The organism is Methylobacterium sp. JK268, assembly GCF_054052225.1.
This window is the reverse complement of sequence record NZ_JBSVZN010000035.1, coordinates 1-26870: the sequence shown is the minus strand read 5'-3', so window position 1 is coordinate 26870 and position 26870 is coordinate 1. Positions and strand designations below refer to the sequence as shown.

The window sequence follows — 26870 nt, the reverse complement described above, 5'->3', positions numbered from 1 at the left end:
GTCGACGGCTCCTACGAGGCGGAGATCGCGGACGGCCGCGCCGCGCTCCTGGTGCTCGGCCTGCGGCCCTTTGCCAAGTGCCTCCATCGCGGGCTGCCGCGACCGCTGCGGGCGTGCTGCGCTCCCCGCCTCAGGCGCCCTGCCCCGCCCCGCCGCGCGCCGCCGCGAGGCTGAGCACCGCGTCCACGAGCACCCGCGTCGCCGCATCGGCATCCGCGACGGTGATCGACTCGGCGGGATTGTGACTGATCCCGCTCCGGCAGCGGACGAACAGCATCGCGGCCGGCGCGATCGCCGCCATCGCCGCGGCGTCGTGGATGGCGCCGGAGGCAAGGCGCGGCGGCGCGTAGCCCAGACGGCGGGCGCTCGCCTCCAGCACCGCCCCGAGCGCCGGGTCGAGAGCCACCGCCGGCGTGTCCATGAACCGCTCGACCGCGAGACCGACGCCCCGCTCCGCCGCGATCTCCCGGCAGGCGTCGTCGATCGCGGCGGCGAGGCGGCCGCGCACGCCGTCGTCGGGCGCCCGCAGGTCGAGGGAGAAGTCCACCCGGCCCGGGATGACGTTGATCGCGTCCGGCACCACCCGCAGGCGACCGACCGTGGCCACCGCGCCGGCCTCCGCGGCGGCGCAGCGCTCGACGGCGAGCACCATCGCGGCGGCGGCCGCCAGCGCGTCCCGGCGCATCCCCATCGGCACCGTGCCGGCGTGGTTCGCCTCCCCGGTGACACTGCATTGCGCCCGGGTGACCCCGGCGATGGCCGTGACCACGCCGAGGGGCTCGCCCGCGGCCTCCAGCGCCGGGCCCTGCTCGATGTGGATCTCCAGGTAGCCCGCGACGCTCCCCGGGGCGCGGGCGAGGGCGGGGATGCCGCCCGGGTCGCCCCCGAACGCGGCGAGCGCGGCCCGCAGCGGCGTGCCGGCGGCGTCCCGGGCGTCGAGCCAGGCCGGGTCGTAGCGGCCCGCCAGCGCCTTCGCGGTCGAGAGGCTGGTGGGGAAGCGGACGTTCTCCTCGTCGCCGAAGGCCACGAGTTCGAGGGCGAAAGGCAGGTCCGCGCCGCGGGCCAGGACCGCCTCGGCGGCCACGAGGGCGCCGAGCACCCCGAGGGGGCCGTCGTAGCGCCCGGCATCCACCACGCTGTCGATGTGCGAGCCGAGGATCAGGGCGGGCAGGCCGGGCTCCCGCCCCTCGCGGCGCCCGATCACGCTGCCGGCGGCGTCGATCCGGGTCGCGAAGCCGGCCTGCGCGAACCAGCCGGCCACGGTTTCGGCAGCGGCCCGGTGGGCGACAGACAGGTAGAGCCGCGTCAGCCGGCCGGCTTCGTCGGTGTGCTGGGCGAGGTCGTCGATCAGCGCCATCACGCGGGCGCCGAGGCGGTGGGCATCGGTCATGCGGTCTCGCTCCCGGGGCGGGCGGTTCGCCGGTGCCAGGGTTAGCCCGGACGCGCCGTGCGGGAAACCGCCTCGGGCGGGGCGAGACATCCGGGCGGTCGCGTGGCACTCCTCACGGGAGCGGCGGACCGCGCCGCCCATCCCGGGAAGAGACGCCACCATGCCCGTGACCCTCCATGCCGCCCCCGCCGACAGCCTCCCGGACGACCTGGTCGCGCGCTGGCGCGCCGTGCCGGTGGCGGTCGCGGTCGACCTCGCCCGCGCCATCGGCCAGGTCGACCCGGCGATCCGCCCGCTGCGCCCGGCCGGGCAGCAGCCGCGCCTGTTCGGGCGGGCGGTCACGGCCCTGTGCGAGCCGCCGGATTTCGGCGCCGTGCTGCACGCCGTGGACGCGATCGCCCCCGGCGACGTGCTGGTGATCGCCGCCGGCGGCCACGCCGAGACGGCGATGATCGGCGAGATCGTCGGCGGCCACCTGCGGCGGCGCGGCGGGGTCGGGCTCGTCTGCGACGGCGCGGTGCGAGACGTGGGCGTGCTCGCGGGCTTCGATGACCTGCCGGTCTTCACCCGCTGCGTCACCCCGCGCGGGCCGTCCTCGGCCGAACGGGGCGCGGTCAACGCCGCCGTGGTGGTCGGCGGCGCCCTCGTCGCGCCGGGCGACCTCGTCATCGGCGACGATGACGGGCTCGTCGTCCTCACGCCCGACCAGGCCCGCGCCCGGATCGGCGACGCGGAGGCCAAGCTCGCCCGCGAGGCCGGCTGGGAGGCGAGCTTCGCCGCCGGCCGCTCGATGCGCGAGACCTTCGGCCTCCCCGCGCCGGTCCCCGCGCCGAAGTCGGATCAGGGCGCGGGCGTGTAGCGTCCCGCGAGGCGGGCGCAGGCCTCCGGCGGGTTGCCGGCGATCAGGTCGAGGGTCAGGCCGGCCCCGCCCTCGGCCAGGACCGTCCGGAAGCTGCAGATCGCGCCGGCGCCCGACACGCACAGGGTGGCCTGCGGCGACGTGCAGGCCTGGGCCGTCATCGCGCCCAGCGCCCCGCTCGCCACCGCGGGGCCGGGGCCGAGGCGCAGGGTCTCGCCCGTGCCCGCCCGCAGAAAGGTGCGCGCCGCCTCGGGCTGGCCGGGGGCCGGCCCGAGGCCGAGGGCGAGGATCAGCCAGGGCGCGAGGGCGAGGCGGCGGATCATGGGTCCTCCCGGGCTGGCGGCGGGCACCCAGGAGAGCCCGAACCGCCCGGCGGCGCAACGCCCCGCGCGGCCGGATCCCCCGTCCGCGGGAATCGGTCTCAGGGCGCGAGCACCGGGGACAGGTAGCCCGGGTCGAACTCCGCCACCGCCTCCAACCTGGCCCGGTCGAGGAGATGCAGCGTCCGGCCACGCAGGTCGGCGATCCCCCGGCGGCGCAGTTCGTGCAGGGTCCGGTTCATGTGCACGGTCGACATCCCGAGGGTCAGGGAGAGGTCGAGCTGCGTCATCGGCAGGTCGACCTGCGCCTCCTGCGCGAGGCCGATCATGCGCAGGCGGGTGCCGATCTCGCAGAACAGGTGCGCGGTGCGCTCCAGGGCCGACCGGCTGCCCAGATTGGCGAGCCAGGTCCGCAGGGTCGCCTCCTCGACGAGCTTGGCGGCGCGCAGGCCGCGGGCGATGCCCGCGTGAAGGGACAGCATCTCCGCCAGGGCGGCGCGCGGCAGGGAGACGATCGTGCAAGGCGACAGGGTCGCCAAGGAGGCGTCGGCCCGGCGGTTCAGCACCGCGTCCGCCTCGCAGATGTCGCCCGGCAGCAGGTAGCCGACGATGTGGCGCGTCCCGGTCGGGCGCAGCTTGTAGCGGCAGGCCGCGCCCGCGAGGATCACGGTGGCGCCGCCGGGATCCTCCCCCTCCCGCACGAGGTCGGTGCGCGGCCGGATCGCCCGGGCGGCCGTGCCCAGGCGGCCGAGCACGATCCTCTCCGCCGGCGAGAGCGCGACGCTCAGCGCCATCCGGCGCAGGAAGGCGTTGGGCCCGCCGCAATCGGGCTCGCCGAGGAGTGAGGGGGCGTCGGCGGCGCCGTTCCCCGGCGCCTCGTCGTCATGCGGTTCCCCGTGTCGGGGCCCGGACCTGTCGAACCGTTTCATCGCACCCGACGCACCGCTCCTGCCCTCGGCACCGGACCCGCCTTTCCAGTACTGTCCGCAGCCATTTCCCAAGTCGAACCGAATTTCCGCCCGTGAATAAATGGCGGGGGCTGTGAAGCGTCGTCAATTACCTGGACGCTCCAATGCAGGCTCAGTGTGATACCCGACATTCAGCGAAGTGTCGGGTATCAGACAGAGCCGAAACGGCAAATTGCCTTTGTGGGCCGTGATGGCGATAAACCCTCGACTGGACCCCAGTTATGGGCGCGGGGCAGTCGGGAGGCGATGTGCGCTCCCGCCCGCGTTGGAACGTGTCGTGGTCCCGCTGCAGTTCCCCGTCCCGCGCAACACCCTGCTCAGGCACCTCACCCCGGACGATGCCGCCGCCCTGCAGCCCCATCTCCGACCGGTCGCGACGACGCTGCGGCAGGTGCTGATCGCCCCGAACGAGCCGGTGCGGCAGGTCTACTTCCCGCTGACCGGCTTCGTGTCCGTCGTCACGGCGGGGCGGGTCCAGGCCGAGGTCGGGCTGATCGGCCCGGAGGGCGTGGTGGGCGCCGCCCCGGTGCTGCTGGGCGCCGAATCCACGCCCTGCCTTCACTTCGTGCAGGGGCCGGGCGCGTTCCTGGCCGTGGACGCCGCCGTGCTGAGCGAGGCCGCGTCGCGGCGCCCGCGCCTGCAGCGCCTCCTCTTGTCCTACATCGAGGTGCAGCTGGTCCAGGCGGCGCAGACCGCCCTCGTCAACGCGGGCTACCAGATCGAGGCGCGCCTCGCCCGCTGGCTGCTGATGTGCCACGACCGCAGCGAGGGCGACGAGTTCCCGATCACCCACGAGTTCCTGGCGCTGATGCTCGGGGTGCAGCGCACCAGCATCACGCTCGCCCTGCAGGCCCTGGAGGGCGAGCGCCTGATCCGCGCGCGGCGCGGGCGGATCGCCATCCTGGCGCGCGACGCCCTGGAGGCGGCCGCCGCCGGGACCTACGGGGTACCGGAGGCCGAGTACCGGCGTTTGTTCGGGGAGGCCTGATGCCGGAGCATCGGGGCTTTCCCCGCGCGACGCCGTCGTCCGGGCTGGCGAAGAAGGAGGATCGCGATGGTCAGCGGGTCGCACGTCCCGGGCGAAGGCGCCGCGGTTCCGGCCGCCGGAGGGGGCGACCCGGACGGGCCGCGCCGGGAGGCGGTGCGCAACCGCCTGCTGCGCCGGCTCGCGCCCGCCGATTTCGCGCGGCTGCGGCCGCATCTGCGGCCGGTCGAGACCGCCCTGCGCCAGCTCCTGATCGCCGCCGATCTCCCGATCGAGACCCTGTACTTCCCGGAGACCGGCTACAGCTCCATGACCACCGTCGGCCCGCGCGGCCGCGGCGAGATCGCCCTCGTCGGGCACGAGGGGCTGGTGGGCGCCGCGCCGGTGCTGCTCGGCGGCGACCGGGCTCCCTACGAGCACCGGGTGCAGAGCCCCGGCCTGATGCTGGGCATCGCCCGCGCCGCGCTCCTCGACGCCGTCGAGGCCTCCCCGGACCTGCGCCGCCTGCTCCTGCGCACCGTGCAGGTGCAGATGGTCCAGATGGCGCAGACCGCCTTCGTCAACGCCACGCAGCAGATCGAGGCGCGCCTCGCCCGCTGGCTGCTGATGTGCCAGGACCGCACCGAGAGCGAGGATCTCCTCCTCACCCACGAGTTCCTGTCCCTGATGCTCGGGGTGCAGCGCACCAGCGTGACGCTCGCCCTCCAGGCCCTGGAGGGGCGCGGGACGATCCGGGCGCGGCGCGGGCGCATCACGCTCCTCGACCGGCCGGCGCTGATGGGGGTGGCCGGCGAGGGCTACGGCGTCCCCGAGGCCGAGCATGCCCGCCTCATCGAGGCCGAGGCGTGAGCCGCCACGCCAAGCTCGTGCCCGAACCGATCGGCGCCGGGCATCACGTCCTCGGCCTGACCCGTTCGGATGCAGGAGCCCGGCAACTGCTCGCCGCCGGCGCCGAGGCCCATCGGGGCGACCATGAAGACCTCGGTAGCCTGCGCGCGGGCGCCGCAGCCTGCGATGGCGTCATTCACGCCGCCTTCGACCATACCTTCGCGAACTCCGTGGCCAACTGCCAGTAGGATCGGCGGGCGGTCGAGGCGCTCGGAGCTGCGCTCCAAGGCTCGAACCGGCCGCTCGTCACACCTCCACCACCGTGTTTGGCGAAGCGATCCCCGGGCAACCTGCCGACGAGGATACCGTCAACGCCGAATATTCCAACCCGCGCGTCACCTCAGAGCTGGATCGAGGCCGAGATCCGCGGCCGCCCGGCGGAGGAGCGCCGCGCCGCGCGTCAGGCCCGCAGCCGACCGGTTCTCGAGGCTCTGGAGCCCTGGCTGCGCGAGAAGCTTGGGCTCATCAGCCAGAAGAGCAAGCTGGCCGGGGCGATCCGCTATGCCCTGAACCGCTGGGTGGGGCTGAGCCTGTTCCTCGCCGACGGGCGGGTCGAGATCGACTCGAACGTGGTCGAGCGCGTCATCCGACCCCTGGCTCTCACGAGAAAGAACGCTCTGTTTGCCGGGTCGGACGGCGGCGCGGAGCACTGGGCGGTGACCGCCTCGCTGGTCGAGACGTGCAAGCTCGCCGGCATCGAACCGCGCGCCTCCCTCGCCGACGTGATCACCCGCATCGTCGAGGGGCATCCCAACAGCCGCCGCGACGACCTGCTCCCCTGGGCCTATCCCACCACCCACGCAGCGACGGCCGCAGCCTGAGAACATCGCTTACCCATTAACAAGGCATCGGGCAGTTTCTATAGCCGGATCGACCTCGACAAGGGTGGAGCGAGGATCATGGCGGATGGCGTAATCGGCCGCTTCCTTGAGGGAGTCGGTGCGGGCCGGAAAAATCGGAAATCACTGCTCGATGCGCAGTTCAACGGGCCTTGACTCGATGGCGAAACACTCGCTTGATCAATTTACGGATATCGCCGGACACGCCGCGATGGTGCCTCCTGTCAAGTCGTTCTGCGATCTTAGTTGCTCTGTCATTGGGGTTGCCGGTACACCGTTCATCGCCGCTTGCACGACTGTTCTGGCGATGGTGAACATTCAGCAGTCTGACATAGCAACTCGGTTCCGCCTGTTCAGCCGAGAGTACGTGGACAGGAAGATTGAAAATATCAATAATACGACAACTGATTCAAAAACAGGGCCCGCTGACCTTCTTGAGATGCGCCTTAACAGTATTTATACTCAGAATGATTATTCTTTTAAAGCGCTATAAAGATTTAAGAGTAGCTTTATGGCTGATTTTTCTCGCCATGACTGCTCATATCGTTGCACTGCCAATGAGTATAAATGATTGTCAAGTTTAAGGTTTATTTGCGGCAGCGGCCTTTGTCTTATTTGTTTTGGGACTTTTCCATTTACTTAATGAATTCAGAAAAGGCGCAACCACACTTGACGAGAAACATAAGATGATTGATCGTAAGCCGAAAGAGAACGATTCAAAAACTTAGAGATCCACGCAAAATATCATAAAGCTGGATGTATTACATATAAACCGACATCATAGCGTCGTGTGATGCATGTGCAATCCAAGTAGAAATCTACCTAAAGTTCGATAGTTGTTGCTATGCTCCAAGCAGATCGCTGATGCTGTCAACAAAATTTCGGGCGGTTTCTATAGCCTGCTCGACTTCAGCAAGGGTGAGGTGAGGATCGTGGCCAATGGCATAATCGGCCGCTTCCTTGAGGGAGTAGGCGCGAGCCAGGAAAGTCGAAAGTGACCGCTCGATGCGCGGTTCTTCTCTGGCGAGGCGTGCGAATTCGCTGCGGACACCATTATGCGTTTTCGCCGCACGGCCGGAAATCTCAAAGATGTAAGCCTGGGCGGCATGATAGGCGGCATGATAGGCAGCACGGCCGGCCGCCTCGACTAAACCATTCGCGGCGACGATCGCGGCCTCATTGAGCGACTGACGGGCCTTGGCGAGGTAGGCGGCGGTTTCGGGGCGCTTCACAGGTCGAGTCCGTCCCGGCGTAGCTCATGCATCAGCGGTGTTCGCGCCGTATAGGCCACAGCCGGAAACGGCAGGGCGTTGATGATGGCCCCCGTGTCGTTGAGGATCGTGGTTTCGATTTCGGCGAGGACTCCGCTCTCCTGCCAGAGACCGGCATCGTCTTTGAGGAAGACGGCCACGTCGTAATCCGAGTCGGGCCGCGCGTCGCCCCGCGCGCGCGAGCCGTAGAGCACCACGCGATCGAGGCGCGCGCCGTAGATTTCGGCGAGTGCTGCGCGAAAGCGGGAAAGGATCGGATCGTGGGTAATTGGCGACGTCATCGGCCATCATGATAGCACAACCGGGCCGCCGATGGTTGCGAAACGATACCACCTTGCGCCCCAAGGCGTGTGCGGCGCGCGGCGGTGGCGTTCAACCCGGCGCGGTGTCATTCCGCAGTGGCACGTGCCTTCTTCGGACAACCGCGAGGGGCCGGCGCGTGAACAGCCGCTTTCGGGTGTCGGCACCGGCTGGCCAAGGCCGCTCAGCGCAGCGTGGACGGACGCGATCAGTCAGGGCAGGTCGGATACCGGAACGATGTTTTTCGAGACATAATACGAACCGCCAAAATTCCTGACACTTTTGCCCAATCGCGCCCGGCGATGGAGCGGATCAGGTCCGGCGCCTGGGCGAAGCTGTTCCAGGCGTCGCAGCACGCCTCGACCATCGCCTCGTCGGAGGCATACAGCCGATTGGCGAGCTCGTTCTGACGCAAGGACTGCCAGATGGTCTCTGCCGGGTTCAGTTCCGGCGAGTACGGTGGCAAGGTCAGGATCGTGATGGCCTCCGCCACCTGCAAGGCCGACGTGGTGTGCCAACCAGCTTAGCCCGGCAGCACCGGCACCTTGCCCTCCGGCAGCGCCGCCAGCACGGCCTCGTCGAGCCCGAGATGCGCGCGCACCAGGGCGTGGGGCGTGAGCGCCATCCACTGGTTGAGCGAGACATCCGCGTAGACCGGGCTGCGGAACAGTTCCAGGAAACGCAGCGGCGCGGTGCCGGTGTTCTCGATGTAGTGGCCCATCGCGAAGGGCACGTAGCCGACGTCGCCGCCCTGGTAGTCGAAGGTGCGCGCCTTCGATTCCGAGCCGAACACCGTCATGCGGCCCTGGCCCTCCAGGTAGTACTGCCACTCGTCGCCGTTCGGGTGCCAGTGCAGCTCGCGCAGGCCCCCCGGCGCGAGCTCGACCAGCGCCGCCGCGATGGTCTTCGAGGCCGGGAAGACCGCCGAATCCGTGATCCGCACGGTGCCGCCCTTCGTCTGGATCGGGGACTGCGCCAGCATCCGGTGGCTGAAGGTCTGCGGCACCGGCCCGGCCCCGCCCATCCGGTCCTGCGCGAGGGGGCCCGGCTGCGGGGCGGGGAAGATGTAGCGTTCCTTCTCCGGGATCGACTGCAGCGCCTCCTCGGCGACGCCGAGGTTCTTCGCCAGCACGTCGCGGGGCGTGTGGGCCAGCCAATCGGTGATCAGGAAAGTCGAATCCTCCGAGAAGTGCCCGTCGTCGAACACGAGCAGGAACTCGCAGCCGTCCTCACCGCCCGCGAGGCCCTGGATGGAGTGCGGGATGCCGGAGGGGAAGTACCAGAGGTCGCCCTCGCCGACGTCGTCCGCGAAGGTGCGGCCGGCCTGGTCGACGGCGGTGATGCGGGCGCGCCCCTTGAGCATGTAGGCCCACTCGGCCTCCTTGTGCCAGTGCATCTCCCGCACCGCCCCGGCCTTGAGGCGCATGTTGACGCCCGCCATCGCGGTGGAGACCGGCAGCTCCCGCACGGTGGTCTGGCGCGCCCAGCCGCCCTCCTCCAGCCGCATGTGGCTGTCGGTGAAGGACCATTTCAGGTTCGGCAGGGTGCCGTGATCGGTCCGGGGCGGGGCGGTGGTGAAAGGCTCCTCGCCCTGCCGGGACGGGTTGCGGGGTCCCAGGATGTCGGCCCCGTCCCGGCCGCGCAGCGGCTCCGCGGCGCCGGCGGCCCGCGCCTGCGCGCCGATGAGCGCGCCGCCGGCGGCGCCCGCCAGCCATCCCCGCCGCGAGAGGTCGGTCATTCGGTCTGCCTTTCGGAAACGCGCCTCAGGCGCGGCGCTGTCCTGCCTCCCGCTCGGCGAGGCCGGGGAGCAGCTTGTCGAGGGTCAACGGATAATCGCGCACCCGGACCCCGGTGGCGTTGGTGACGGCGTTCGCCACCGCGGCCCCGGCCCCGCAGATGCCGAGCTCGCCCAGGCCCTTGCTCTTGAGCGGGTTCGCCCGCTCGTCGCGCTCGGGCAGGAACACCGCGTCGATCGCGGGCAGGTCCGCGTGGACCGGCACGTGGTACTCGGCGAGGTCGTGGTTCACGAAGTGGCCGAAGCGCGGATCGACCTCGACCGCCTCCATCAGGGCGGCGCCCACCCCGAAGGTCATGCCGCCGATCGCCTGCGAGCGGGCGAGCTTGGCGTTGAGGATGCGGCCGCCCGTGAAGACGCCGAGCATCCGCCGCAGGCGGATCTCGCCGGTGTCGACATCGACCCCGACCTCCGCGAAATGGGCGCCGTAGGAATATTGCGAGAACGCCTTGCTGTTCTGCCCGGGCTTGATCTCGCCCTCCGCCTCCAGGCCGGCGCCGATCAGCGCCCGAAGGTCCTGCGAGCGGTTGCCGGAGGCGACGCGGCCCTCCGCGAAGACGGCATTCGCCGGTTCGAGGTCGGTCTTCGCCAGGATCTGCCGGCGCAATTCCTCGCAGGCGACGTAGAGGGCCGAGCCCGAACTCGCCGCCCCGAAGGAGCCGCCCGAGCCCGAGGAGGGCGGGTCGGCGGTGTCGCCCAGCACCATGCGCACCTGCGCCACCGGCAGGCCCAGCATCTCGGCGGCGATCTGGCTCAGGATCGTGTAGGTGCCGGTGCCGATATCGGTCATCGCCATCCGGGCCGTGAGCGTGCCGTCCGGGTCGAGCCGCACCCGCGCCTTGGCGGGCTGGAGCGGGTTGAGCCGCGCGGCCGCCGACATCCCCATCCCGACGAGCCACTGCCCGTCCCGCACGGAGCCGGGCCGCGCCTGGCGCTTCTCCCAGCCGAACAGCCGCGCGCCCTCCCGCAGGCAGGGCACCAGGGCGCGGGTGGAGAACGGCACCTGCTTCTCGGGATCCTGCGCGGGCTCGTTGCGGATGCGCAGCTCGACCGGGTCGAGGTTCAGCGCCGCGGCGAGTTCGTCCATGGCGCATTCGAGGGCGAGCAGCCCCACCGCCTCGCCGGGCGCCCGCATGGAGGAGGAGACCGGCAGGTCGAGATGGGCGAGCCGGTGGGCGGTGCGCCGGTGCGGCGCCTCGTAGAGGGCGCGGGTGGCGTTGGCGGCGGTCTCGTAGAAGGAATCGCCCGTCGTGGTGTCCGACCAGGATTCGTGCGCGATGGCGAGGAGCTTCCCGTCCGGCTCCGCCCCGAGGCGGATCCGCTGCACGGTGTCGGAGCGGCGGGTGGTGGCGTCAAAGCATTGCTGGCGGGTGAGCGCGACCTTCACCGGGCGCCCGCCGAGGTTCCGCGAGGCGAGCGCCGCCAGGATGGCATCCGCCTGCGGCTGCAGCTTCGCCCCGAAACCGCCGCCGATGTAGCGGCTGATCAGCCGGACATTCTCCTTCGGCAGGCGCAGCACGGAGGCGAGGGAGCCCTGGCCGCGGTTCGGCATCTGGTTGGCGGTGATTAGCGTGACCCGGTCGCCCGCCCAGGCCGCGATCGTGGCGTGCGGCTCCATCATGGCGTGCGACTGCACCGGCGTCGTGTAGGTGACGTCGAGCTTCACCGGGGCCGCGGCGAAGCCGGCGTCGAAGTCGCCGCGACTCGAATCCGGCGGGCTCGCGGCCTGGGGCGGCACCTGCGCGTCCGGGATCGCGTCCCGGAGGACGGCGCGGGGCGCCTCGCCGTCATAGGCGATGCGGATCGCGGCCGCCGCCGCCCGGGCCTGCTCGAAGGTCTCCGCCACCACCAGGGCGACGGGCTGGCCGACATGGCGGATCTCGGGGCCGGTGAGGAGGGGCGCCACCTGCTCCTTCTTCTCGCCCTGGGGCGGCGCGTTGCGATGGGTGAGCACGTGGACCACGCCCGGCATCGCCTCGGCGGCGCCCGCGTCGATCGCCCGGATGCGTCCGCGGGCGATGCTCGCCGTCACCACGAAGCCGTAGGCCGGGTTCCCCAGCTCCCGGCTCTCGTAGGCGTAGGGAGCGTGGCCCGTGACCTTGAGCGGGCCCTCGACACGGTCGATCGGCCGGCCGACGAGGCCGCCCTCGCGATCGAGCGGGGTCGCGCCGACCGGCTGGTTCATCTCCATGACGGATCTCCTGCGGTCAGGCCCGGGTCGCCTCGGCGACGACGGCCGCGAGCGTGCGCTGGGCGAGGGGGATCTTGAAGGCGTTGGCGCCCCGCGGGGCGGCGCCCGCGAGGGCCGCCTCCCCGGCCGCCCCGGCGCCGTCCCGCACCAGCGCCGCCTCCGCCGCCTCGACCCGCCAGGGCTTGTGGGCAAGGCCCCCGAAGGCGAGGCGGGCCGCGCCGACCTTGCCGCCGCGGACGTCGATCACCGCGGCGACCGAGACGAGGGCGAAGGCGTAGGAGGCCCGGTCGCGGACCTTTCGGTAGATGTGCCGGCCGGGCACCGGCGGCGGCAGGGTGACGGCGGTGATGAGTTCGCCGGGCTGCAGCACCGTCTCGATCTGCGGCGTGTCGCCGGGCAGGCGATGGAACGCGGCGATGGGGATCCGGCGCTCGCTGCCCTCGCCGGTCACGGTCTCGACGGTGGCGTCCAGCGCCCGCATGGCCACCGCCATGTCGGACGGGTGGGTGGCGATGCAAGCCTCGCTGGTGCCGAGCACCGCGAGGTTGCGGTTGAACCCGTCGAGGGCGGAGCAGCCCGAGCCCGGCTGGCGCTTGTTGCAGGGGCGGGACGTGTCGGTGAAGTAGGGGCAGCGGGTGCGCTGGAGCAGGTTGCCGGCGGTGGTCGCCTTGTTGCGCAGTTGGCCGGAGGCGCCCGCGAGCAGCGCCCGGGACAGGACCCCGTAGTCGCGGCGCACGCGCGGGTCGGCGGCGAGGTCCGCGTTCCGCACCAGCGCGCCGACCCGCAATCCGCCCTCCGGCGTGGGGGCGATCTCGCCGAGGGGCAACCGGTTGACGTCGACGAGGTGGGCGGGCGTCTCGACCTGCAGCTTCATCAGGTCGAGGAGGTTGGTGCCGCCGGCGATGAAGCGGGCCTCCGGCCGGGCCGCGGCCCGGGTGGCGGCGGCGGCGCTGTCGGGGCGCTCGTAGGTGAAGGCCTTCATGGGATGCCTCAGAGAGCCGTGGAGCCGGCGGCGTCGCGGATCGCCGCGACGATGTTCGGGTAGGCGCTGCAGCGGCAGATGTTGCCGCTCATGCGCTCGCGGATCTCCGCGTCGGTGAGGGTCGGGGCGGCGGCGAGGTCGGGGCTGGCGTGGCTCGGCCAGCCGGCCTTGACCTCGGCGAGCATGCCGGCGGCCGAGCAGATCTGGCCCGGCGTGCAGTAGCCGCACTGGAAGCCGTCACGGTGCAGGAAGGCAGCCTGGAGCGGGTGCAGCGTGTCGCCGGAGGCGAGGCCCTCGATGGTGCGGATGTCGTCGCCCTCGTGCATCACCGCCAGCGTCAGGCAGGCGTTGATCCGCCGCCCGTCGACCAGGATCGTGCAGGCGCCGCACTGGCCGTGGTCGCAGCCCTTCTTGGTGCCGGTGAGCGCGAGATGCTCGCGCAGGGCGTCGAGCAGCGTGGTGCGGGTGTCGAGGGTGAGCGCCCGCGCCTCCCCGTTGATCCGCAGGGTCACCGGCAGCTCTTGCAGCGGCGGATCGCCGGGCTGCGGCGCGGCGTCGGCCCGCGCCGGGCTCGGCCCCGACAGGCCGAGCAGGGCGGCCGCGGCGACGCCGCTCTCCAGCACGGTGCGCCGGGTCGGACGCGAGACGGTGGCGTCGTCCATGGATGCGGTTCCGGGACTCGGGGGGCGGCGTCGCGAGGGGAGCAACGCCGGGAGATCAGCCGGCACAACGCGCCGTTGCGAGGGGAAGATCCGGCTGCGGCGAGAGGTCCTGGTGCGGGCGTTTGGGTTGAGCCGTCCACGTCCCCCAGGAAGGAAGGGCCGTGTGGGTGTGTGGGGCGCCGTCAAGCTCGATGTGTCTGAGGACCGGCGGGCTTCATCCGGACAGATCATGGTGAGCGACCGCATCAGACCACGCTGATGGCAGGCGACCCCATCCTCATGCTGAGGTGCGACCATAGGGAGCCTCGAAGCACCCCAGAACAGTCTGTCCAGGTCGTCGTTGTCTTGGATGAACGGTCAGGGGTGCTTCGAGGCTCCCTGTGGTCGCACCTCAGCATGAGGGGTGTTGGGCGTTCCAGAAGCGTTCCGCTGATCGGCCGGCCGCAAGGATTCGTGAATCCGCGCCCCCGCACACGGGGAGGCGCGAACCGCCCCACCCCTTCAGGTTGCGGCCGCGCCGTGCGATGTCCTGTCCGCCTCGCGGATCCGCGACGATCCGCCCGAGAGGAGAGCCCGCGTGATCACCTTCTACTACAGCCTCGCGCCCAACCCGATGAAGGTCGCCCTCTGCCTGGAGGAGATGGGCCTGCCCTACACGGCCAAGCCCGTCGACACCCGCAAGGGCGAGCAGCACGATCCCGCCTTCACGGCGCTCAATCCCAACGCCAAGGTCCCGGTCATCCTGGACGAGGAGACGGGCGCCCGGGTGTTCGATTCGAACGCCATCCTGCTCTACCTCGCCGAGAAGACCGGCCGGTTCCTGCCCGCCGCCACGCCCGCCGCCCGCGGCGACCTCCTGTCCTGGCTGATGTTCGTCGCCACCGGCATCGGGCCCTATTCGGGCCAGTCGGTCCATTTCCGCCACTTCGCGCCGCAGCCGCAGGACTACGGCGTGACCCGCTACGCCTTCGAGGCGCGCCGCCACTGGACGATCCTCGACGCGCAACTCAAGGACCGGCCCTTCGTGCTCGGCGAGACCTACACCATCGTCGACATGGCGGTGTGGGGCTGGGCCCGCATGGTGCCCTTCGTGCTCGGCGCCAGCCCGGCCGACGATAGCGTCTGGCCGGACTTCCCGAACCTGAAGCGGCTCCTCGACACGGTCTCGGCCCGCCCGGCCGCCCAGGCGGCCCTCGCCATCAAGGACCGCCACGCCTTCAAGACCGAGATGGACGACGAGGCGCGCCGGCACATGTTCCGCTTCCTGCCCGCCTGAGGATCCCGGCCCGGCCGCCGCGCCCGCGGCGGCCCGACCTGCCGTCCGGCGCCTTGACGCCGGACCTGGTCGCCATAGCTGCCTCCGCATATATACTCCTTGCTAGTATGCGGAGGCCCCGTGCTCCTCTCCCCCGATGCCCCGGCATCCCCCGACGCGGGCGACGGCGCCCTGCTGCCCGAGCCGGTCCGCGACCATCTCGGCCACGCCCTGCGGGAACTCTACCGGACCCACGTGTCCGAGGACCTGTCGCCGTCCCTGAGGGCGCTCCTCGACCAACTCACGGACGCCCTCGACGCGCAATCCGACGCGGACCTGCGCGCCTTCCACGCGGGGCTCCTGAAGGCGCTGCCGTCGCTGCGCGCCTTCGCGATCAGCATGGCGGGCCGCACCGCGGAGGCGGACGACCTCGTGCAGGAGACGGTGCTGCGCGGCTGGCAGAACCGCGACCGCTTCACGCCGGGGACCAACCTCGATGCCTGGCTCTTCACCATCATGCGCAACCACTTCTACTCGCTGCGGCGCAAGCGGTCGCGGGAGGTGGAGGACGACGAGGGCCAGTACGCGGCGACGCTGGCGGTGGCGCCGCGGCAGGACCACGGCGTGAGCCTGGTGGAGGTCCAGGAGGCGCTGGGCCGCCTGCCGCCCGACATGCGCGAGACCCTGGTCCTGGTGGGCGTGCAGGAACTCACCTACGAGCAGGTGGCGACGATGATGGGCGTGGCGGTCGGCACCATCAAGAGCCGGGTGAATCGCGCCCGCACGCGCCTCGCCGGCCTGCTCGGCTATACCGGCCGGGAGTTGCAGGCGGACGCGCTGATCCAATCCGCGCTCACCTCGCGGACCGCCCCGCGGGGGTGAGGCCGCTCGGCGTCGCGGACCGCGCGGCCGCTCACCGTTCCGCGGCGAGCGCGGCCTGCACGCTCGGCCGTGCCCGGATCCGCTCCATGAAGGTGACGATCGAGGGCCAAGGATCGAGGCGGATGGAGAAGCCGTCCATCCACAGCAGGACCGTGAACAGGTAGGCGTCGGCCACCGTGAACCGGCCTTCGAGAAGGTGCCCGGTCGGCGCGAGATCGCCCGCGACGATCTCGAGCCGCTTCAGCAGCTTCGAGCGGAATCGCTCTCGCGTGTCGTCGGGCAGCGCGGGGTCGAACAGCGGGCTCGACGCCGCGTGGAGCTCGCTGGTGATGAAGTTCAGCGACTCCTGGAGCCGGACGCGCGGCCAGGTGCCGTTGGGCGGAACCAGGCCCGCATCCGGCCGCAGGTCGCCGAGATACTGGACGATCGCGGGACCCTCGGTGAGCACGTCGCCATTCGCGAGTTGCAGCGCCGCCACGTAACCCTTGGGGTTGATCGTCCGGTAATCGGACCTGTCCGGCAGCGTCTTCGCCCGGTTGTCGACGCGAACCAGGTCGAACGGCAGCCCCAGCTCGCGAAGCACGATGTGCGGCGACAGGGAACACGTGTTGGGCGCGTAAAACAGCTTCATGGGTCCTCTCCCGGCGCCAATTCATGATCCCGGCCGATATCGAGGGCTTCGTGCCGACCGACATCTGCTCACGACGCGGCGATCGCCCGTGATGCGGCGGGTCGGCGACGTCGTTTCCGGTCGAGATCGTGTCGATGACTACGGTGCGGTCGCGATGCTTGGCAAACGACATCGGCACCGTTAGGACATGAGAAAATCTCATGCGGAGCACGGCGTGGGAGACCGACTTCCCTCGTTGAACGGTTTGCGAGTCGTCGAGGCCGTCGCCCGGCACCTGAGCGTCACCCGGGCGGCCGAGGAACTGCACGTCACCCCGAGCGCCGTCAGCCACCAGGTCGGCCGGGTCGAGAAGGACCTGGGCATCCGGCTCTTCGTCCGGCGCAGCCATGCGCTGTCGCTGACCGACGACGGCGCGCAGTACCTCGCGCGCGTCGGCCACGCCTTCCGGGAACTGGCGGACGCGACGTCCCGGCTGCCGGGGCGCGGTCGCGGCCCGGTCCTCGTGGTGAGTACGCTCGCGTCGCTCGCCGCGAAGTGGCTGTTGCCGCGCCTGGAGGGTTTCCGGGCCGGGCACGGGGAGGTGGACCTGCGCGTCGTCACCGGCACGGGGCTGACGACGTTCGGGCGCGACGGCGTCGACGTCGCCATCCGCTACGGGGCGGGAACCTGGGACGCCCTGCGCGCCGACTGGCTGATGGCGGACGCGCTGTTCCCGGTCTGCAGCCCCGCGCTGTGCCGGGGCGGCGCCCTGCGGACGCCCGGCGACCTCGCCCAGCACACCCTGCTGCGGACCAGCGGCGTCACGGGGACCGATTGGGACGACTGGCTGACGGCCGCCGGGCTGGCCCGATCGGCCCTCCGCGGACCGGCCCTGACCTTCGACCTCAACCTCGTCACGATCCAGGCGGCGATCGACGGGCTGGGCGTCGCGATCGGGCGGACGGCCTACGTGGAGGCCGATCTCCGCGCCGGTCGCCTCGTGGCGCCCTTCGCGGCGACCGTTCCGGCACGGGCGGGATTCTACGTGGTCTCGCCGCGGGAGACGGCGGACCGGCCGGTCGTCCGGGCGTTCCGGACCTGGCTGCTCGCCGCGGCGGCGATGGGCGCCCCGTCACGCCCGTGACGCGAAGCGCTGCCAGGAGCGCGGCGCCACGTCTCCCGGACCGCGCCATGCGACGACCGACCCTCCCCCGTGCCGCCGCGGCCCTGATCGCGCTCGCCGCCTGGATCGGGCTCGCGGCGGGCTTCGCGGGTGTGCTCGGCCGCACCGGGTCGCCGGGCCTCGCCGCCTGGATCATGCTCGGCTACTTCACCAACACCACCGGCCTGTTCGTGGCGGTGCTGTTCACCGCCCTCGCGCGGACGGGCGTCGCGCAGTCCGGGCGGACGGAGTTCGCGGCCGCGCGCTGGGTCGGGGCGGCCGTGCTCTGCACGATCCTCGTCGGCGTGGTGCAGGGATTGCTGCTGCGCGGCCTGCGCCCGCTCCAGGGCGCCGACGTGGTGGCGGACATCGCCCTGCACGCCGTCCTGCCGATCGCCGTCCCGGCCTACTGGCTGGCGCTCGTCCCCAAGGGCGTCTTGCGGCCCCGCGATCCCCTGCTGATCGCCCTCTATCCCCTCGCCTACTTCGCCTACGCGCTCCTGCGCGGCGGGCTCACCGGGCGCTACCCCTACCCGTTCATGAACCCGGACCGGATCGGCTGGTCGGCGGTCACCGGCAACGCGGCGGGGATCGCCCTGTCCTTCCTGGCCGCGGGTGGGCTCCTCGTCGTCGCCGATCGCGCCCTCGCCCGGCGCGCGGCCGCGCGCAGCGCCATGCGGTAACGGCATGGCTGCCCCAGCGGCAAGTGGGTTGTGTGCTGCACTGCAACGTGGCATACAAACGACATCGCCGCCGCGATGGCGTCGCGGCGGCGATTGCCCTCTTTGGGCGTTTCCTCCCTAGACTTCGGGCCGCTCGCAAGGGCGGCCTTTTTTTCTGCCTTGGGCCCCAGTGTCTTAGACGGCACGGGCGGGCCCGACAAGCACAATTGTGCGCCAGGGCAGGGCTCCTGGCATTTTTGTGCGCAAATCGGCCCTGTCAGGCGGCCGTTCGGGCGGTCCGGCCCGTCGCCGACCCGGCTTCCGCCACCGCCGCCGCCGCTTCCTGGTGGAGAGCGGCCGCGAGCAGGCGGGCGCGCTCGGCCCAGGCGCCGCGCTCGCGCGCCAGGACCTCCGCCTCGTCGCGGGCGAGGGCGAGGGCGATTCGCAGCCCGTCGACCTCCTCCCGCAGCTGCGTCGTGCGGCCCCGCTCCTCGGCGAGCGCCGCGCGCAGGACGGCGAGCGCCCCCTCGGAGGCGGACGCGGCGGCGGGCGGGGCGGCGGGCGGAGGGGCCGGGTGCAGGGCGACGAGTTCGGCCCGCACTTGGTCCGCGTCGAAGGATCCGGACGGCTCGGCCGGCGCCTCCGGGAGCGGGCCGGGGGGGCCGCACAGATCCTCCTCCTCCAGCACGAGGCCGTGCAGCATGGCCAGCACCGCGTCGCCGTCGAGGCGCCCGGGGTCGAAGCCGCTCTCGCGCGCGAGCCGGCTCCACCGCGCCCGCCCCTCCTCGGACTGCCCGACGAAGGCCATCGCCCAGTCGGCGAAGCCGCGCCGCTCGGCGGGCCCGCATTGCAGCACCGTGACGTCGCTGTGGCGCAGGTCGCGCTGGATGCGCTCGAAGGTCGCCTCCACGCCGCGCCGGGGCCCCTCCAGCACCTGCGCGAAGGCGCCCGCGTTGAACATGAGGGCGCCCGTCACCCCGGCCGTCCGGTTGTTGCGCCGGGAGGCGTCGAGGATCTGCGCGATGGCGGCCTCCGCCTCGCCGGGCTTCAGCAGGTTCCGGCTGGCATAGACGAGGCGGTAGAGGTCTTCCATCGGGGAACTCCGCGGGGGATCAGGAGCGGGCGAGCAGCGCCAGGAGGGCGTCGGCCGGGATCGGGCGGCTGACGAGGTAGCCCTGCACGTCCGTGCAGCCCTCCTGCCGGATGCGGCGCAGTTGCTCCTCCGTCTCGACGCCTTCGGCGACCGTGGTCATGCCGAGGCTGCGCCCGAGACCGGCGATCGCCCGGATGATCGCGTCGCCGTCCGGCTTCTGCGCCATGTCGCGCACGAAGGAGCGGTCGATCTTGATCTTGTCGAACGGAAAGGCGCGCAGGTAGCTGAGCGACGCGTAGCCGGTCCCGAAATCGTCCATCGAGACGCGCACCCCGAGGTCGCGCAGGCGGTGGAGGGTGCGCAGGGTGTGGGCGTCGTCCTGCAGCAGCAGCCCCTCGGTGATCTCGATCTCCAGCCGCCGCGCGGGCAGGCCGGCGCGGGCCAGCGCCGAGGTCACCGTGTCGACGAGGCGCTCGCCCTTGAACTGCGCCGGCGAGACGTTGACCGCGACCGTGAGGGCCTGCGGCCAGCGCGCGGCGTCGTGGCAGGCCTGCCGGATGACCCAGTCGCCGATCGGCACGATCAGGCCGATCTCCTCTGCGACCGGGATGAAGTCGGCGGGCGAGACCAGTCCGCGCTCGGGATGGTGCCAGCGCAGCAGCGCCTCGCAGCCGGTGAGGCGGTTCTCCTGCAGGTTGAGCTGGGGCTGGTAGTGGATCGCGAATTCGCGCCGGGCCAGGGCCTGGCGCATGTCGAGTTCGAGCCGGCGGCGCGCCTGCATCTGCGCGTCCATGGTCGGCTCGAAGAACCGGAAGGTGGCGCGCCCGTCGTGCTTGGCGCAGTACAGGGCGAGGTCGGCACATTTGAGGAGGCGGTCGGGATCCTCGCCGTCCCGCGGGGCCAGGGCGATGCCGACGCTCGCCCCGATGCTGACGAGGTGGCCCTCGACCATGTAGGCGCGGCCGACGAGGTCCACGATCCGCCGGCCCAGGGCCTCGGCCGCCGCGGGGTCCCGCAGCCCGGCCTGCAGGATCACGAACTCGTCGCCCCCGATCCGCGCGACCGTGTCCTCGGCCCGCACCGCCGAGCGCAGGCGGTCGGCGACCTTCTCCAGCAGCGCGTCGCCGACCGGGTGGCCGAGCGTGTCGTTGACCGGCTTGAACCGGTCGAGGTCGACGAGGAGGAGCGCGCAGCCCTGCCCGCGGTCCCCCGCCCCGAGGGCGGCCGCGAGGCGCTCGCGCAGGAGCAGGCGGTTCGGCAGCCCCGTCAGGGGGTCGCGCCGCGCCGTGTCGGCGGCGCTCGCCTCCGCGGCCCGGCGGTCGCTGACATCCTCCAGGGTGACGAGGAGGCCCGTCCCCGGAACCCGGGCGAGGGAGATCTGGACGGCGCGGTCGCCGCGGCGCAGGTCGAGGGTGGCCGCCTCGCCCGCCCGCGCCCGGCGGATCGCGCGCAGCAGCTCGGCCCGCGGGAGGGCGCCGGTCCGGTCGAGGACGCGGATCAACCCGCGCCCGGAGCGCGGCGCCTCCCCCTCCGGCGCGATCGCCGCGAGGAGCGCGCGGGCCGGCGCGGTGCACAGGCCGATGCGCCCCGCCCCATCGACGACCACGAGGCCGGGCCGCAGCGTGTCGAGGCAGGCGAGCAGCGCGGGCGGTCCCAGCGCCCGTCCGGCCGGGTCCGGCCGCATCGTGGAAGCCTCGACGAGCCGCGCACCCGACGCCATCACGGTCAGTCTCCGGATCCTCACCGCCCCGCCGCCCGGGCCGGCCAGAGTACTGTCACGGAGTAGGGGGCAAGTCCTAATGAACAATTGACGGCAGGAGAACGCTTCGGATCCGGGCGCGTGTTTTGTTGATAATAACGGATCTGATCGCTCATGTTATTTTCAAAGGCGCGGAAGACATTTGTTAAAGGAGCGGTCTGATGGTCGCGATCCGTGCCGTTGCCACCCGGACGCGGATCCTTCGTGGCCTCCCTGACGGAATGGAAGGGACGGCCCCCGCAGGCGCCGCACGAACTGGCCGGTCTCTCGGTGCCGCCCCTTGCATCGTCGGGGTGAGGCGCAGAAGCTGTCGACGTCTTTCGCCGTCGCCTTCCGCAAGGAAGACGGCATCGTTCCGCCCGGGACCGCGCCCCACCGGAGGTGTCATGTTCAGCCATGTCATGGTTGGTGTTCGCGACCTCGGGCGTGCGGCCCGGTTCTACGATGCCGTCCTGGCCCCTCTCGGGCTGAAGCAGCGCCCGGTGACCCCCGACGGCGGCGCACCCAGCCTCTGCTGGGTCGGCGACGACGTGCTCCCGCGCTTCTACGCGTGCCTGCCGTTCGACGGCGCCCCTTCGGGCGTCGGAAACGGGAGCATGGTCGCGTTCCTGGCTCCCGCCGAAGCGGCCGTGACGGCGTCGCACATGGCGGGGCTGGCCACCGGCGGGACGGACGAGGGCGCGCCGGGACCGCGCCCGCATTACGGGCGGGGCTATTTCGGCGCCTACCTGCGGGATCCCGACGGCAACAAGATCCACGTCGTGTTCCGTGGCGACCTCCCGTCCCTTCCCGTTCGGCCCCATCCCTGAGAGCGTGACCCATGAGCCAGGCCAGTCAGTTGCTTCCCGTCTACGCGGCCTACCTGGTGGCGACGGCCAGCCCGGGGCCGAGCAATATGGCGATCATGGGGACGGCGATGCGGGAGGGGCGGCGCCCCGCGCTGGTCCTGGCCGCGGGCGTGGTCGCGGCCTCGATGACCTGGGCGATGGTCGCGGCGAGCGGCATCGCCGCACTGCTCGCGGCCTCTCCGGCGGTGCTCTGGTCGCTGCGGGTCGGGGGCGGGGCCTACCTCCTGTACCTGGCGTGGCGCTCCGGCCGGTCCGCGCTCCGGCCGGAGGCGGCCCCGGCGAGGGCCGGCGGGCCGGTCGGTCGGACGACCGGGTCCCGCTTCCGGCAGGGATTCCTCATGCATGTGGGCAACCCGAAGGCCGTGATCGCCTGGGCGGCGATCATGTCCCTGGGCCTGGGATCAGACGCCTCCGCCGGGATCCTGCCGGCCATGGTGCTCGGTTGCGCCCTCCTCGGAATCCTGGTGTTCGGCGCCTACGCGGTGGTCTTCTCGACGGCCCCAATGATCGCGGCCTATGCGCGGCTGCGCCGTTGGATCGAGGGCACGTTCGCGGTGCTCTTCGCCTGCGCCGGCCTGCGGCTCCTCGCGGCGCGGACCTGATCCCGTCCGCGCGACCGGCTCAGTAGCTGCGGGTGGGCCGATCGAGGACGCGCCGGCCGAGCAGGCTCGCGGCGAGGTCGACCATCAGCAGCGCCGTGCGCCCGCGCTCGTCCAGGAAGGGATTGAGTTCCACGAGGTCGAGGGCGCGCACGAGGCCGCTGTCGTGCAGCATCTCCATGACGAGATGCGCCTCCCGGAAGGTCGTGCCCCCCGGCACGGTCGTGCCGACGCCCGGCGCGATGCCGGGATCGAGGAAGTCCACGTCGAGGCTGACATGCAGCAGGCCCCCCTCGGCCGCGACCCGGTCGAGGAAGCCGGCGAGCGGCCGGGCGATGCCCTCCTCGTCGATGCTGCGCATGTCGTGCACCGTGACCCCGGCCGCGGCGAGCGCCGCGCGCTCCGGCGGGTCGACGCTGCGCAGCCCGATCATGCAGACGCGGCGCGGGTCGACGGGGGAGTCGAGGGGCGGGAAGTAGCCGGCAAAGCCCGGCCGTCCGGTGACGTAGGCCATCGGCACGCCGTGCAGGTTGCCGCTCTGCGTGCTGTCGAGGGTGTGGAAATCCGGGTGCGAGTCGAGCCAGAGCACGAAGAGCGGCCGTCCCTCGGCCCGTGCCCGCCGGCTCAGGCCCGCCACCGTGCCGGCGGACAGGCTGTGGTCGCCGCCGAGGAAGAGCGGCAGGCTGTCGGCCGCGAGCCGCTCGGCGGCCTCCGCGAGGGTCGCCGTCCAGCCCGCCACCTCGGGCAGGTGGCGGATGGCGGGGTTGGGGTGGATCTGCGCCGGCCAGGGCGGGGCCGAGAGGTTGCCGGCATCGACCACCGCGAAGCCGAGGTCGCTCACCGCCTCGGCGATCCCGGCGGCCCGGTAGGCGCTCGGCCCCATGTCGCAGCCGCGCCGGCCGGTCCCCTCCTGCACCGGAACCCCCACCAGCACGCATCGCGCTCCGCGCATGCCCGACTCCCTTCTCCTCGCGGTCCGGCCCGGCGGACGCGCCGGATTGGCAACCCGTTCCCTGTTCCCTAACGTCCGGGCGTGCCGATCGGATGACCGGGCATCGCCCCGGACCTCCGCGCCGGCCGCACCCGGCAGCCACGCGGCCCCATCGCGGCGCGCCGCCTCGGATCCCTCACGGTGAGCGCCTACCCGATCCTCAAGACCCTGCACATCCTCGGGGCGACGGTGATCCTCGGCACCGGGACGGGGATCGCCTTCTTCATGCTGATGGCCCATCGCTCGCGCGATGCCGCCTTCGTGGCCCGCACCGCCGGGACCGTGGTGGTGGCCGACGCGCTCTTCACCGCGACGGCGGTCATCGCGCAGCCGGTCAGCGGCCTGCTGCTGGCGCGCGAGGCCGGGTTCGGTCTCGGCGAGGGCTGGCTCGCGGCCTCCCTCGCCCTCTACGGCACCGCCGGCCTGGTCTGGCTGCCCGTCGTGTGGATGCAGGCGCGGATGCGGGACCTCGCCGCGGGGGCCGCCGCCGCCGGCGCGCCGCTGCCGCCGGCCTATCACCGGCTCTTCCGGCTGTGGTTCGCCTGCGGCATCCCGGGCTTCGGCGCCGTCCTCGCCATCCTCTGGCTGATGGTCGCCAAGCCGGGTCTCGGGAGCTGACCATGGCCGAACCGGTGCGGATCACGATCCTCGGCGCCGCGGGCCTGATCGGCGGGGGCGTGGCGGAGGCCCTGCACCGCGAGGGGTTCCCGGTCATCGCCGTCGCCCGGCGCTTCACGCCGGCCCAGGCGGTTCTTCACGGCCCGCGGGCGGTGACGCGCCCGGTCGTCGCCCTCGACGCGGCCGCCCTCGCGGACCTGATCGCCGCGACGCGGGCGGAGATCGTCGTCAACGCCGTCGGCATCCTGCAGGACGGGCCCGGCGGCGCGACCCGGGACGTGCATGGCGGCTTCGCGCGGCGGCTCGTCCAGGCCCTCTCGGCGCGGGAGCGTCCCTGCCTCCTGGTCCAGGTCTCGGTGCCCGGCACGCCGGCGGAGGATCTCACCGATTTCAGCCGGACGAAGCGGGAGGCCGAGGCCGCGATCCTGCGGGACTGCCCGTGCTTCGTGATCCTGCGGCCGGGCTTCGTGATCGCGCCGGCCGCCTATGGCGGCAGCGCGCTCGTCCGGGCGCTCGCCGCTCTCCCGGTCCGGCTGCCCGGGGCCGTCGCCGCGCGTCCCTTCGGCACGACGGCGCTCGCGGACATCGCCGGGACGATCGCCGTGCTGGCCCGGCGCTGGGAGGCGGGGGAGCGGGACTGGCGGGCCGTGCTCGACCCGATCGAGGCGCCGCCGCCCGATGTCGGGACCGTCGTGGAGGCCTTCCGCCGCCGCTTCGGCGGCCCCGCCCCGCGCCTGACCCTGCCGGCCCCGCTGCTCCGGGCGGGCGCCCGGGCCGGCGACGCGGTCGCGCGGCTCGGCTGGTCCCCGCCCGTGCGGACGACGGCGCTGGCGGAGATGAGGCGCGGGGTCGCGGGCGACCCGCGGGGCTGGACGGCCGCCACCGGGCTCGCGCCGACCGGCCTCGAGGCCGCGCTCGCGGCCCTGCCGGCGACCGTGCAGGAGCGCTGGTTCGCCCGGCTGTTCCTCCTCAAGCCGCTGGTGATCGGGGGGCTCGCGGCGTTCTGGCTCGTCTCCGGCCTCGTCGCCCTGCTCCCCGCCTTCGCGCCGGCCGCCGCCATCCTGACGGCGCACGGCCTGCCCGGCGGTCTCGCCCGCGCGCTCACCGCGGCCACCGCCCTCGCCGACATCGCGGTCGGTGTCGCGATCGCCCGTCGCCGCACCTGCCGGGCGGGCCTGCGCGCCGGCCTCGCCCTGGCGCTCGGCTACCTCGCGGGTGCGGTGGTGGTGGCACCCGACCTGTGGCTCGACCCGCTCGGGTCGCTGGTCAAGGTCATTCCGATCCTGATCCTCACGGGCGTGGCGCTCGCCATCCTGGAGGAGCGGTGATGCGGCCTCGGCGCGCGGTGCGCGACCAACGGGGCCGTCGCCGGCGTGCCGAAAGGGCTGCTCCCGGCCCTGGTCAGAGTCTGCATTTGGCTGACCGGGACTGCTGACCCGGAGCAGCGCCCACGCAAGAGATCCGGCAAAGGGAGGGGAGCCACCCGCCGACTCGATCGCTCCGCAGGCCGGTGTCCACCCGCCCCTACCTGAATCCCATCGCGACGGCGAAGATCACGGCGGCCAGCACGATGAAGCCGATGAAGAACGGCAGCACCTTGTTCTGCCGGTGATGGGCGTAGGAGGGTTTCTCGGCCCCGCCCTGCCAGCGCGCCCCGCCCTCGTTTGCCCGCGCCAGGGCCACCCGTTCGGGCGAGGGCGGGTGGCCGGCCGCCTCGTCGTCGGTGCCGAGCGGCGACAGGCCGGGATCGAACACCTCCGTCTTGTCGCCCGTGCGGCCGCTGTCGATGTCGGCCTTGAGCTGCGCCGTCGTGGCGCCCTCGGCGGGCGGCGGCGCCATCGGCTTGATCGTGTGGGTCGGCGGAAGATCCGTGCGGGTCTCGGCCATGCTCTACCTCGTGCCGTGGGCTGGCCGGCCGCTTCCCGACCGGACCCTCGCCGGCACAACCGCAAGGTCGGGCGGGTCGTTCCGGCACAGGCCGCCCGCGCCGCGGGAGACCGGCCGCCGGGCCTTGGGCCCGGGATGCTGCGCCGACGGCCGCTAATCCGCATCCTTGGCCTATAGTTGCACGTGTCATCAATTTGAATGATGCAGAACAGGATCGCGACTCATATGATTTACGCCGGATAAGCTGCAGTTTATCTCATTTTGTGAGCAATCATGCTTTGATATCATATCATAAGGACGAACATGGAAGTCGCTGCGCCAAAGCGCGTAGAGCATCAGGGTGGGAGACAGCAATGGCAGGGCCGCAGAGAAACACTCACGGGACGACGGTGCGCGGGCTCAACTTGCCGCGCGAATCGAAGTTCTTCGGTGGTCAGTTCGGGCGGATGTTCCGCGCGCTGCCGCCGGGCGAATTCGGCGAGAGCGACAGCGAGACGGAGGTGAACCTAAGGAAGCTCGGCGCCGCGATGGTGGCCAAGCCCGACTCTGTGAAGGACGGGCCGGACCCCGAGGAGAGCGGCATCCCGGCCGCCTACACCTATCTCGGCCAGTTCGTCGACCACGACCTCACCTTCGATCCGGCGAGCAGCCTGCAGCAGCAGGACGACCCGGAGGGCCTGGTCGATTTCCGCACGCCGCGCTTCGATCTCGACTGCCTCTACGGCAAGGGGCCGGACGACGCGCCTTACCTGTACTCGGCCGACGGCCATTTCCTGCAGGGACGCCCCCTTGTATCTGGAAGCCGGCCCTTTTGGATGATGTGATGAGGGCTGCGCGGGGACCGGCGGCCGCCGGTCCCCGCGCGTGGCGGACGGCTCCCGCGCCCCCTCTGGCTGCAACCGCTGGTGAGCTTTGGGACCGTCGCCACTGTCACGCACGACCGGACAGTCGCCTGATCGCCCATCGCACGCACAAGGCAGGTTACCGTGACCCAGATCATCTGTGGAGTGGACGTCGCCGCAAAGACCCTCGACGTCCGCATCGTTCCGGGTGG

General features: G+C 72.1%; 28 protein-coding genes and 2 pseudogenes. 15 read left to right on the top strand and 15 right to left on the bottom strand.

Features of this window, described 5'->3' with window-relative positions:
• Nucleotides 1–130: 130 nt before the first annotated feature.
• The gene (locus ACW9J6_RS28020) at nucleotides 131–1390 is read right to left on the bottom strand and encodes an allantoate amidohydrolase (protein WP_457119628.1); all 1260 of its coding nucleotides are present in this window, start codon (nucleotides 1388–1390) and stop codon (nucleotides 131–133) included.
• 160 nt (nucleotides 1391–1550) lie between these two features.
• Between ACW9J6_RS28020 and ACW9J6_RS28015 the strand changes: the two genes are divergently transcribed.
• The gene (locus ACW9J6_RS28015) at nucleotides 1551–2249 is read left to right on the top strand and encodes an RraA family protein (protein WP_457119627.1); all 699 of its coding nucleotides are present in this window, start codon (nucleotides 1551–1553) and stop codon (nucleotides 2247–2249) included.
• Here the strand turns inward: ACW9J6_RS28015 and ACW9J6_RS28010 are convergent.
• Together ACW9J6_RS28010 and ACW9J6_RS28005 are read right to left on the bottom strand one after the other, a co-directional pair.
• Nucleotides 2231–2572 carry a hypothetical protein gene (locus ACW9J6_RS28010; RefSeq protein WP_457119626.1) on the bottom strand — a complete coding sequence of 114 codons (342 nt, stop codon included), beginning with the start codon at nucleotides 2570–2572 and terminating at the stop codon, nucleotides 2231–2233. The two genes, ACW9J6_RS28015 and ACW9J6_RS28010, sit on opposite strands and share 19 nt — an antisense overlap.
• A gap of 98 nt (nucleotides 2573–2670) precedes the next feature.
• Entirely contained in the window at nucleotides 2671–3498 is an 828-nt protein-coding gene (locus ACW9J6_RS28005; protein ID WP_457119625.1) for a Crp/Fnr family transcriptional regulator, read from the bottom strand.
• A 316-nt stretch (nucleotides 3499–3814) separates the two neighbouring features.
• Between ACW9J6_RS28005 and ACW9J6_RS28000 the strand changes: the two genes are divergently transcribed.
• The 5 genes and pseudogenes from ACW9J6_RS28000 to ACW9J6_RS27980 all read left to right on the top strand — a co-directional run bounded on the left by ACW9J6_RS28000 (nucleotide 3815) and on the right by ACW9J6_RS27980 (nucleotide 6742).
• On the top strand, nucleotides 3815–4525 hold the full coding sequence (locus ACW9J6_RS28000; RefSeq protein ID WP_457119624.1) for a Crp/Fnr family transcriptional regulator: 711 nt from the start codon (nucleotides 3815–3817) through the stop codon (nucleotides 4523–4525).
• A gap of 66 nt (nucleotides 4526–4591) precedes the next feature.
• The gene (locus ACW9J6_RS27995) at nucleotides 4592–5371 is read left to right on the top strand and encodes a Crp/Fnr family transcriptional regulator (RefSeq protein WP_457119623.1); all 780 of its coding nucleotides are present in this window, start codon (nucleotides 4592–4594) and stop codon (nucleotides 5369–5371) included.
• Entirely contained in the window at nucleotides 5368–5598 is a 231-nt protein-coding gene (locus tag ACW9J6_RS27990) for a hypothetical protein (protein ID WP_457119622.1), read from the top strand. Before ACW9J6_RS27995 ends, ACW9J6_RS27990 begins: the two co-directional genes overlap by 4 nt.
• Before the next feature lie 162 nt (nucleotides 5599–5760).
• Nucleotides 5761–6231 (top strand): annotated as a pseudogene (locus tag ACW9J6_RS27985) (IS66 family transposase); the annotation flags it as partial.
• 151 nt (nucleotides 6232–6382) lie between these two features.
• Entirely contained in the window at nucleotides 6383–6742 is a 360-nt protein-coding gene (locus ACW9J6_RS27980) for a hypothetical protein (RefSeq protein WP_457119621.1), read from the top strand.
• Between the two features lie 349 nt (nucleotides 6743–7091).
• Here the strand turns inward: ACW9J6_RS27980 and ACW9J6_RS27975 are convergent, their stop codons facing one another.
• The 7 genes and pseudogenes from ACW9J6_RS27975 to ACW9J6_RS27945 all read right to left on the bottom strand — a co-directional run bounded on the left by ACW9J6_RS27975 (nucleotide 7092) and on the right by ACW9J6_RS27945 (nucleotide 13450).
• The gene (locus ACW9J6_RS27975; protein WP_457119620.1) at nucleotides 7092–7481 is read right to left on the bottom strand and encodes a HEPN domain-containing protein; all 390 of its coding nucleotides are present in this window, start codon (nucleotides 7479–7481) and stop codon (nucleotides 7092–7094) included.
• Nucleotides 7478–7801: a nucleotidyltransferase family protein gene (locus ACW9J6_RS27970; protein ID WP_457119619.1), complete on the bottom strand. Its 324-nt coding sequence runs from the start codon at nucleotides 7799–7801 to the stop codon at nucleotides 7478–7480. The genes ACW9J6_RS27975 and ACW9J6_RS27970 overlap by 4 nt, the downstream gene beginning before the upstream one ends.
• Before the next feature lie 227 nt (nucleotides 7802–8028).
• A pseudogene (locus tag ACW9J6_RS27965) lies at nucleotides 8029–8322 on the bottom strand (transposase); the annotation flags it as partial.
• Between the two features lie 21 nt (nucleotides 8323–8343).
• Nucleotides 8344–9558: an oxalate decarboxylase family bicupin gene (locus tag ACW9J6_RS27960; protein ID WP_457119618.1), complete on the bottom strand. Its 1215-nt coding sequence runs from the start codon at nucleotides 9556–9558 to the stop codon at nucleotides 8344–8346.
• 25 nt (nucleotides 9559–9583) lie between these two features.
• A complete protein-coding gene (locus ACW9J6_RS27955; protein WP_457119617.1) occupies nucleotides 9584–11806 on the bottom strand; it encodes a molybdopterin cofactor-binding domain-containing protein in 2223 nt (740 codons plus the stop codon).
• 16 nt (nucleotides 11807–11822) lie between these two features.
• The gene (locus ACW9J6_RS27950) at nucleotides 11823–12788 is read right to left on the bottom strand and encodes an FAD binding domain-containing protein (RefSeq protein WP_457119616.1); all 966 of its coding nucleotides are present in this window, start codon (nucleotides 12786–12788) and stop codon (nucleotides 11823–11825) included.
• Between the two features lie 8 nt (nucleotides 12789–12796).
• Nucleotides 12797–13450, bottom strand: coding sequence for a 2Fe-2S iron-sulfur cluster-binding protein (locus tag ACW9J6_RS27945; RefSeq protein WP_457119615.1), 654 nt, complete (start codon nucleotides 13448–13450; stop codon nucleotides 12797–12799).
• Nucleotides 13451–14027: 577 nt separating this feature from the next.
• On the opposite strand from ACW9J6_RS27945, the gene ACW9J6_RS27940 reads away from it, so the two are divergent.
• Both ACW9J6_RS27940 and ACW9J6_RS27935 read left to right on the top strand, forming a co-directional pair.
• Nucleotides 14028–14726: a glutathione S-transferase family protein gene (locus ACW9J6_RS27940; protein WP_457119614.1), complete on the top strand. Its 699-nt coding sequence runs from the start codon at nucleotides 14028–14030 to the stop codon at nucleotides 14724–14726.
• A gap of 120 nt (nucleotides 14727–14846) precedes the next feature.
• On the top strand, nucleotides 14847–15587 hold the full coding sequence (locus ACW9J6_RS27935) for a sigma-70 family RNA polymerase sigma factor (RefSeq protein ID WP_457119613.1): 741 nt from the start codon (nucleotides 14847–14849) through the stop codon (nucleotides 15585–15587).
• A gap of 31 nt (nucleotides 15588–15618) precedes the next feature.
• Here ACW9J6_RS27935 and gstA read toward each other — a convergent pair whose 3' ends face one another.
• A complete protein-coding gene (gene gstA / locus ACW9J6_RS27930; RefSeq protein WP_457119612.1) occupies nucleotides 15619–16218 on the bottom strand; it encodes a glutathione transferase GstA in 600 nt (199 codons plus the stop codon).
• Nucleotides 16219–16405: 187 nt separating this feature from the next.
• Between gstA and gcvA the strand changes: the two genes are divergently transcribed.
• Together gcvA and ACW9J6_RS27920 are read left to right on the top strand one after the other, a co-directional pair.
• Nucleotides 16406–17341 carry a transcriptional regulator GcvA gene (gene gcvA / locus ACW9J6_RS27925; protein WP_457119611.1) on the top strand — a complete coding sequence of 312 codons (936 nt, stop codon included), beginning with the start codon at nucleotides 16406–16408 and terminating at the stop codon, nucleotides 17339–17341.
• 47 nt (nucleotides 17342–17388) lie between these two features.
• Nucleotides 17389–18042, top strand: a complete 654-nt coding sequence (locus tag ACW9J6_RS27920) for a Pr6Pr family membrane protein (RefSeq protein ID WP_457119610.1) — start codon at nucleotides 17389–17391, stop codon at nucleotides 18040–18042.
• Between the two features lie 256 nt (nucleotides 18043–18298).
• Here the strand turns inward: ACW9J6_RS27920 and ACW9J6_RS27915 are convergent, their stop codons facing one another.
• Both ACW9J6_RS27915 and ACW9J6_RS27910 read right to left on the bottom strand, forming a co-directional pair.
• Nucleotides 18299–19114 carry a BLUF domain-containing protein gene (locus tag ACW9J6_RS27915; protein WP_457119609.1) on the bottom strand — a complete coding sequence of 272 codons (816 nt, stop codon included), beginning with the start codon at nucleotides 19112–19114 and terminating at the stop codon, nucleotides 18299–18301.
• A 19-nt stretch (nucleotides 19115–19133) separates the two neighbouring features.
• A complete protein-coding gene (locus tag ACW9J6_RS27910) occupies nucleotides 19134–20834 on the bottom strand; it encodes a putative bifunctional diguanylate cyclase/phosphodiesterase (RefSeq protein WP_457119608.1) in 1701 nt (566 codons plus the stop codon).
• A 425-nt stretch (nucleotides 20835–21259) separates the two neighbouring features.
• On the opposite strand from ACW9J6_RS27910, the gene ACW9J6_RS27905 reads away from it, so the two are divergent.
• Together ACW9J6_RS27905 and ACW9J6_RS27900 are read left to right on the top strand one after the other, a co-directional pair.
• Complete coding sequence (locus ACW9J6_RS27905; RefSeq protein WP_457119607.1) at nucleotides 21260–21682, top strand: VOC family protein; 423 nt, start codon at nucleotides 21260–21262, stop codon at nucleotides 21680–21682.
• Nucleotides 21683–21693: 11 nt separating this feature from the next.
• Entirely contained in the window at nucleotides 21694–22323 is a 630-nt protein-coding gene (locus ACW9J6_RS27900) for a LysE family translocator (RefSeq protein ID WP_457119606.1), read from the top strand.
• Between the two features lie 19 nt (nucleotides 22324–22342).
• Here the strand turns inward: ACW9J6_RS27900 and rocF are convergent, their stop codons facing one another.
• Complete coding sequence (gene rocF / locus ACW9J6_RS27895; protein ID WP_457119605.1) at nucleotides 22343–23272, bottom strand: arginase; 930 nt, start codon at nucleotides 23270–23272, stop codon at nucleotides 22343–22345.
• 180 nt (nucleotides 23273–23452) lie between these two features.
• Here rocF and ACW9J6_RS27890 point away from each other — a divergent pair, with 180 nt between their 5' ends.
• Together ACW9J6_RS27890 and ACW9J6_RS27885 are read left to right on the top strand one after the other, a co-directional pair.
• On the top strand, nucleotides 23453–23929 hold the full coding sequence (locus ACW9J6_RS27890; RefSeq protein WP_457119604.1) for a DUF2269 family protein: 477 nt from the start codon (nucleotides 23453–23455) through the stop codon (nucleotides 23927–23929).
• Between the two features lie 2 nt (nucleotides 23930–23931).
• The gene (locus ACW9J6_RS27885; RefSeq protein WP_457119603.1) at nucleotides 23932–25257 is read left to right on the top strand and encodes an SDR family oxidoreductase; all 1326 of its coding nucleotides are present in this window, start codon (nucleotides 23932–23934) and stop codon (nucleotides 25255–25257) included.
• A 196-nt stretch (nucleotides 25258–25453) separates the two neighbouring features.
• Here the strand turns inward: ACW9J6_RS27885 and ACW9J6_RS27880 are convergent, their stop codons facing one another.
• The gene (locus ACW9J6_RS27880) at nucleotides 25454–25816 is read right to left on the bottom strand and encodes a hypothetical protein (RefSeq protein WP_457119602.1); all 363 of its coding nucleotides are present in this window, start codon (nucleotides 25814–25816) and stop codon (nucleotides 25454–25456) included.
• A gap of 353 nt (nucleotides 25817–26169) precedes the next feature.
• Between ACW9J6_RS27880 and ACW9J6_RS27875 the strand changes: the two genes are divergently transcribed.
• On the top strand, nucleotides 26170–26640 hold the full coding sequence (locus tag ACW9J6_RS27875; RefSeq protein WP_457119601.1) for a hypothetical protein: 471 nt from the start codon (nucleotides 26170–26172) through the stop codon (nucleotides 26638–26640).
• Nucleotides 26641–26870: the final 230 nt, after the last annotated feature.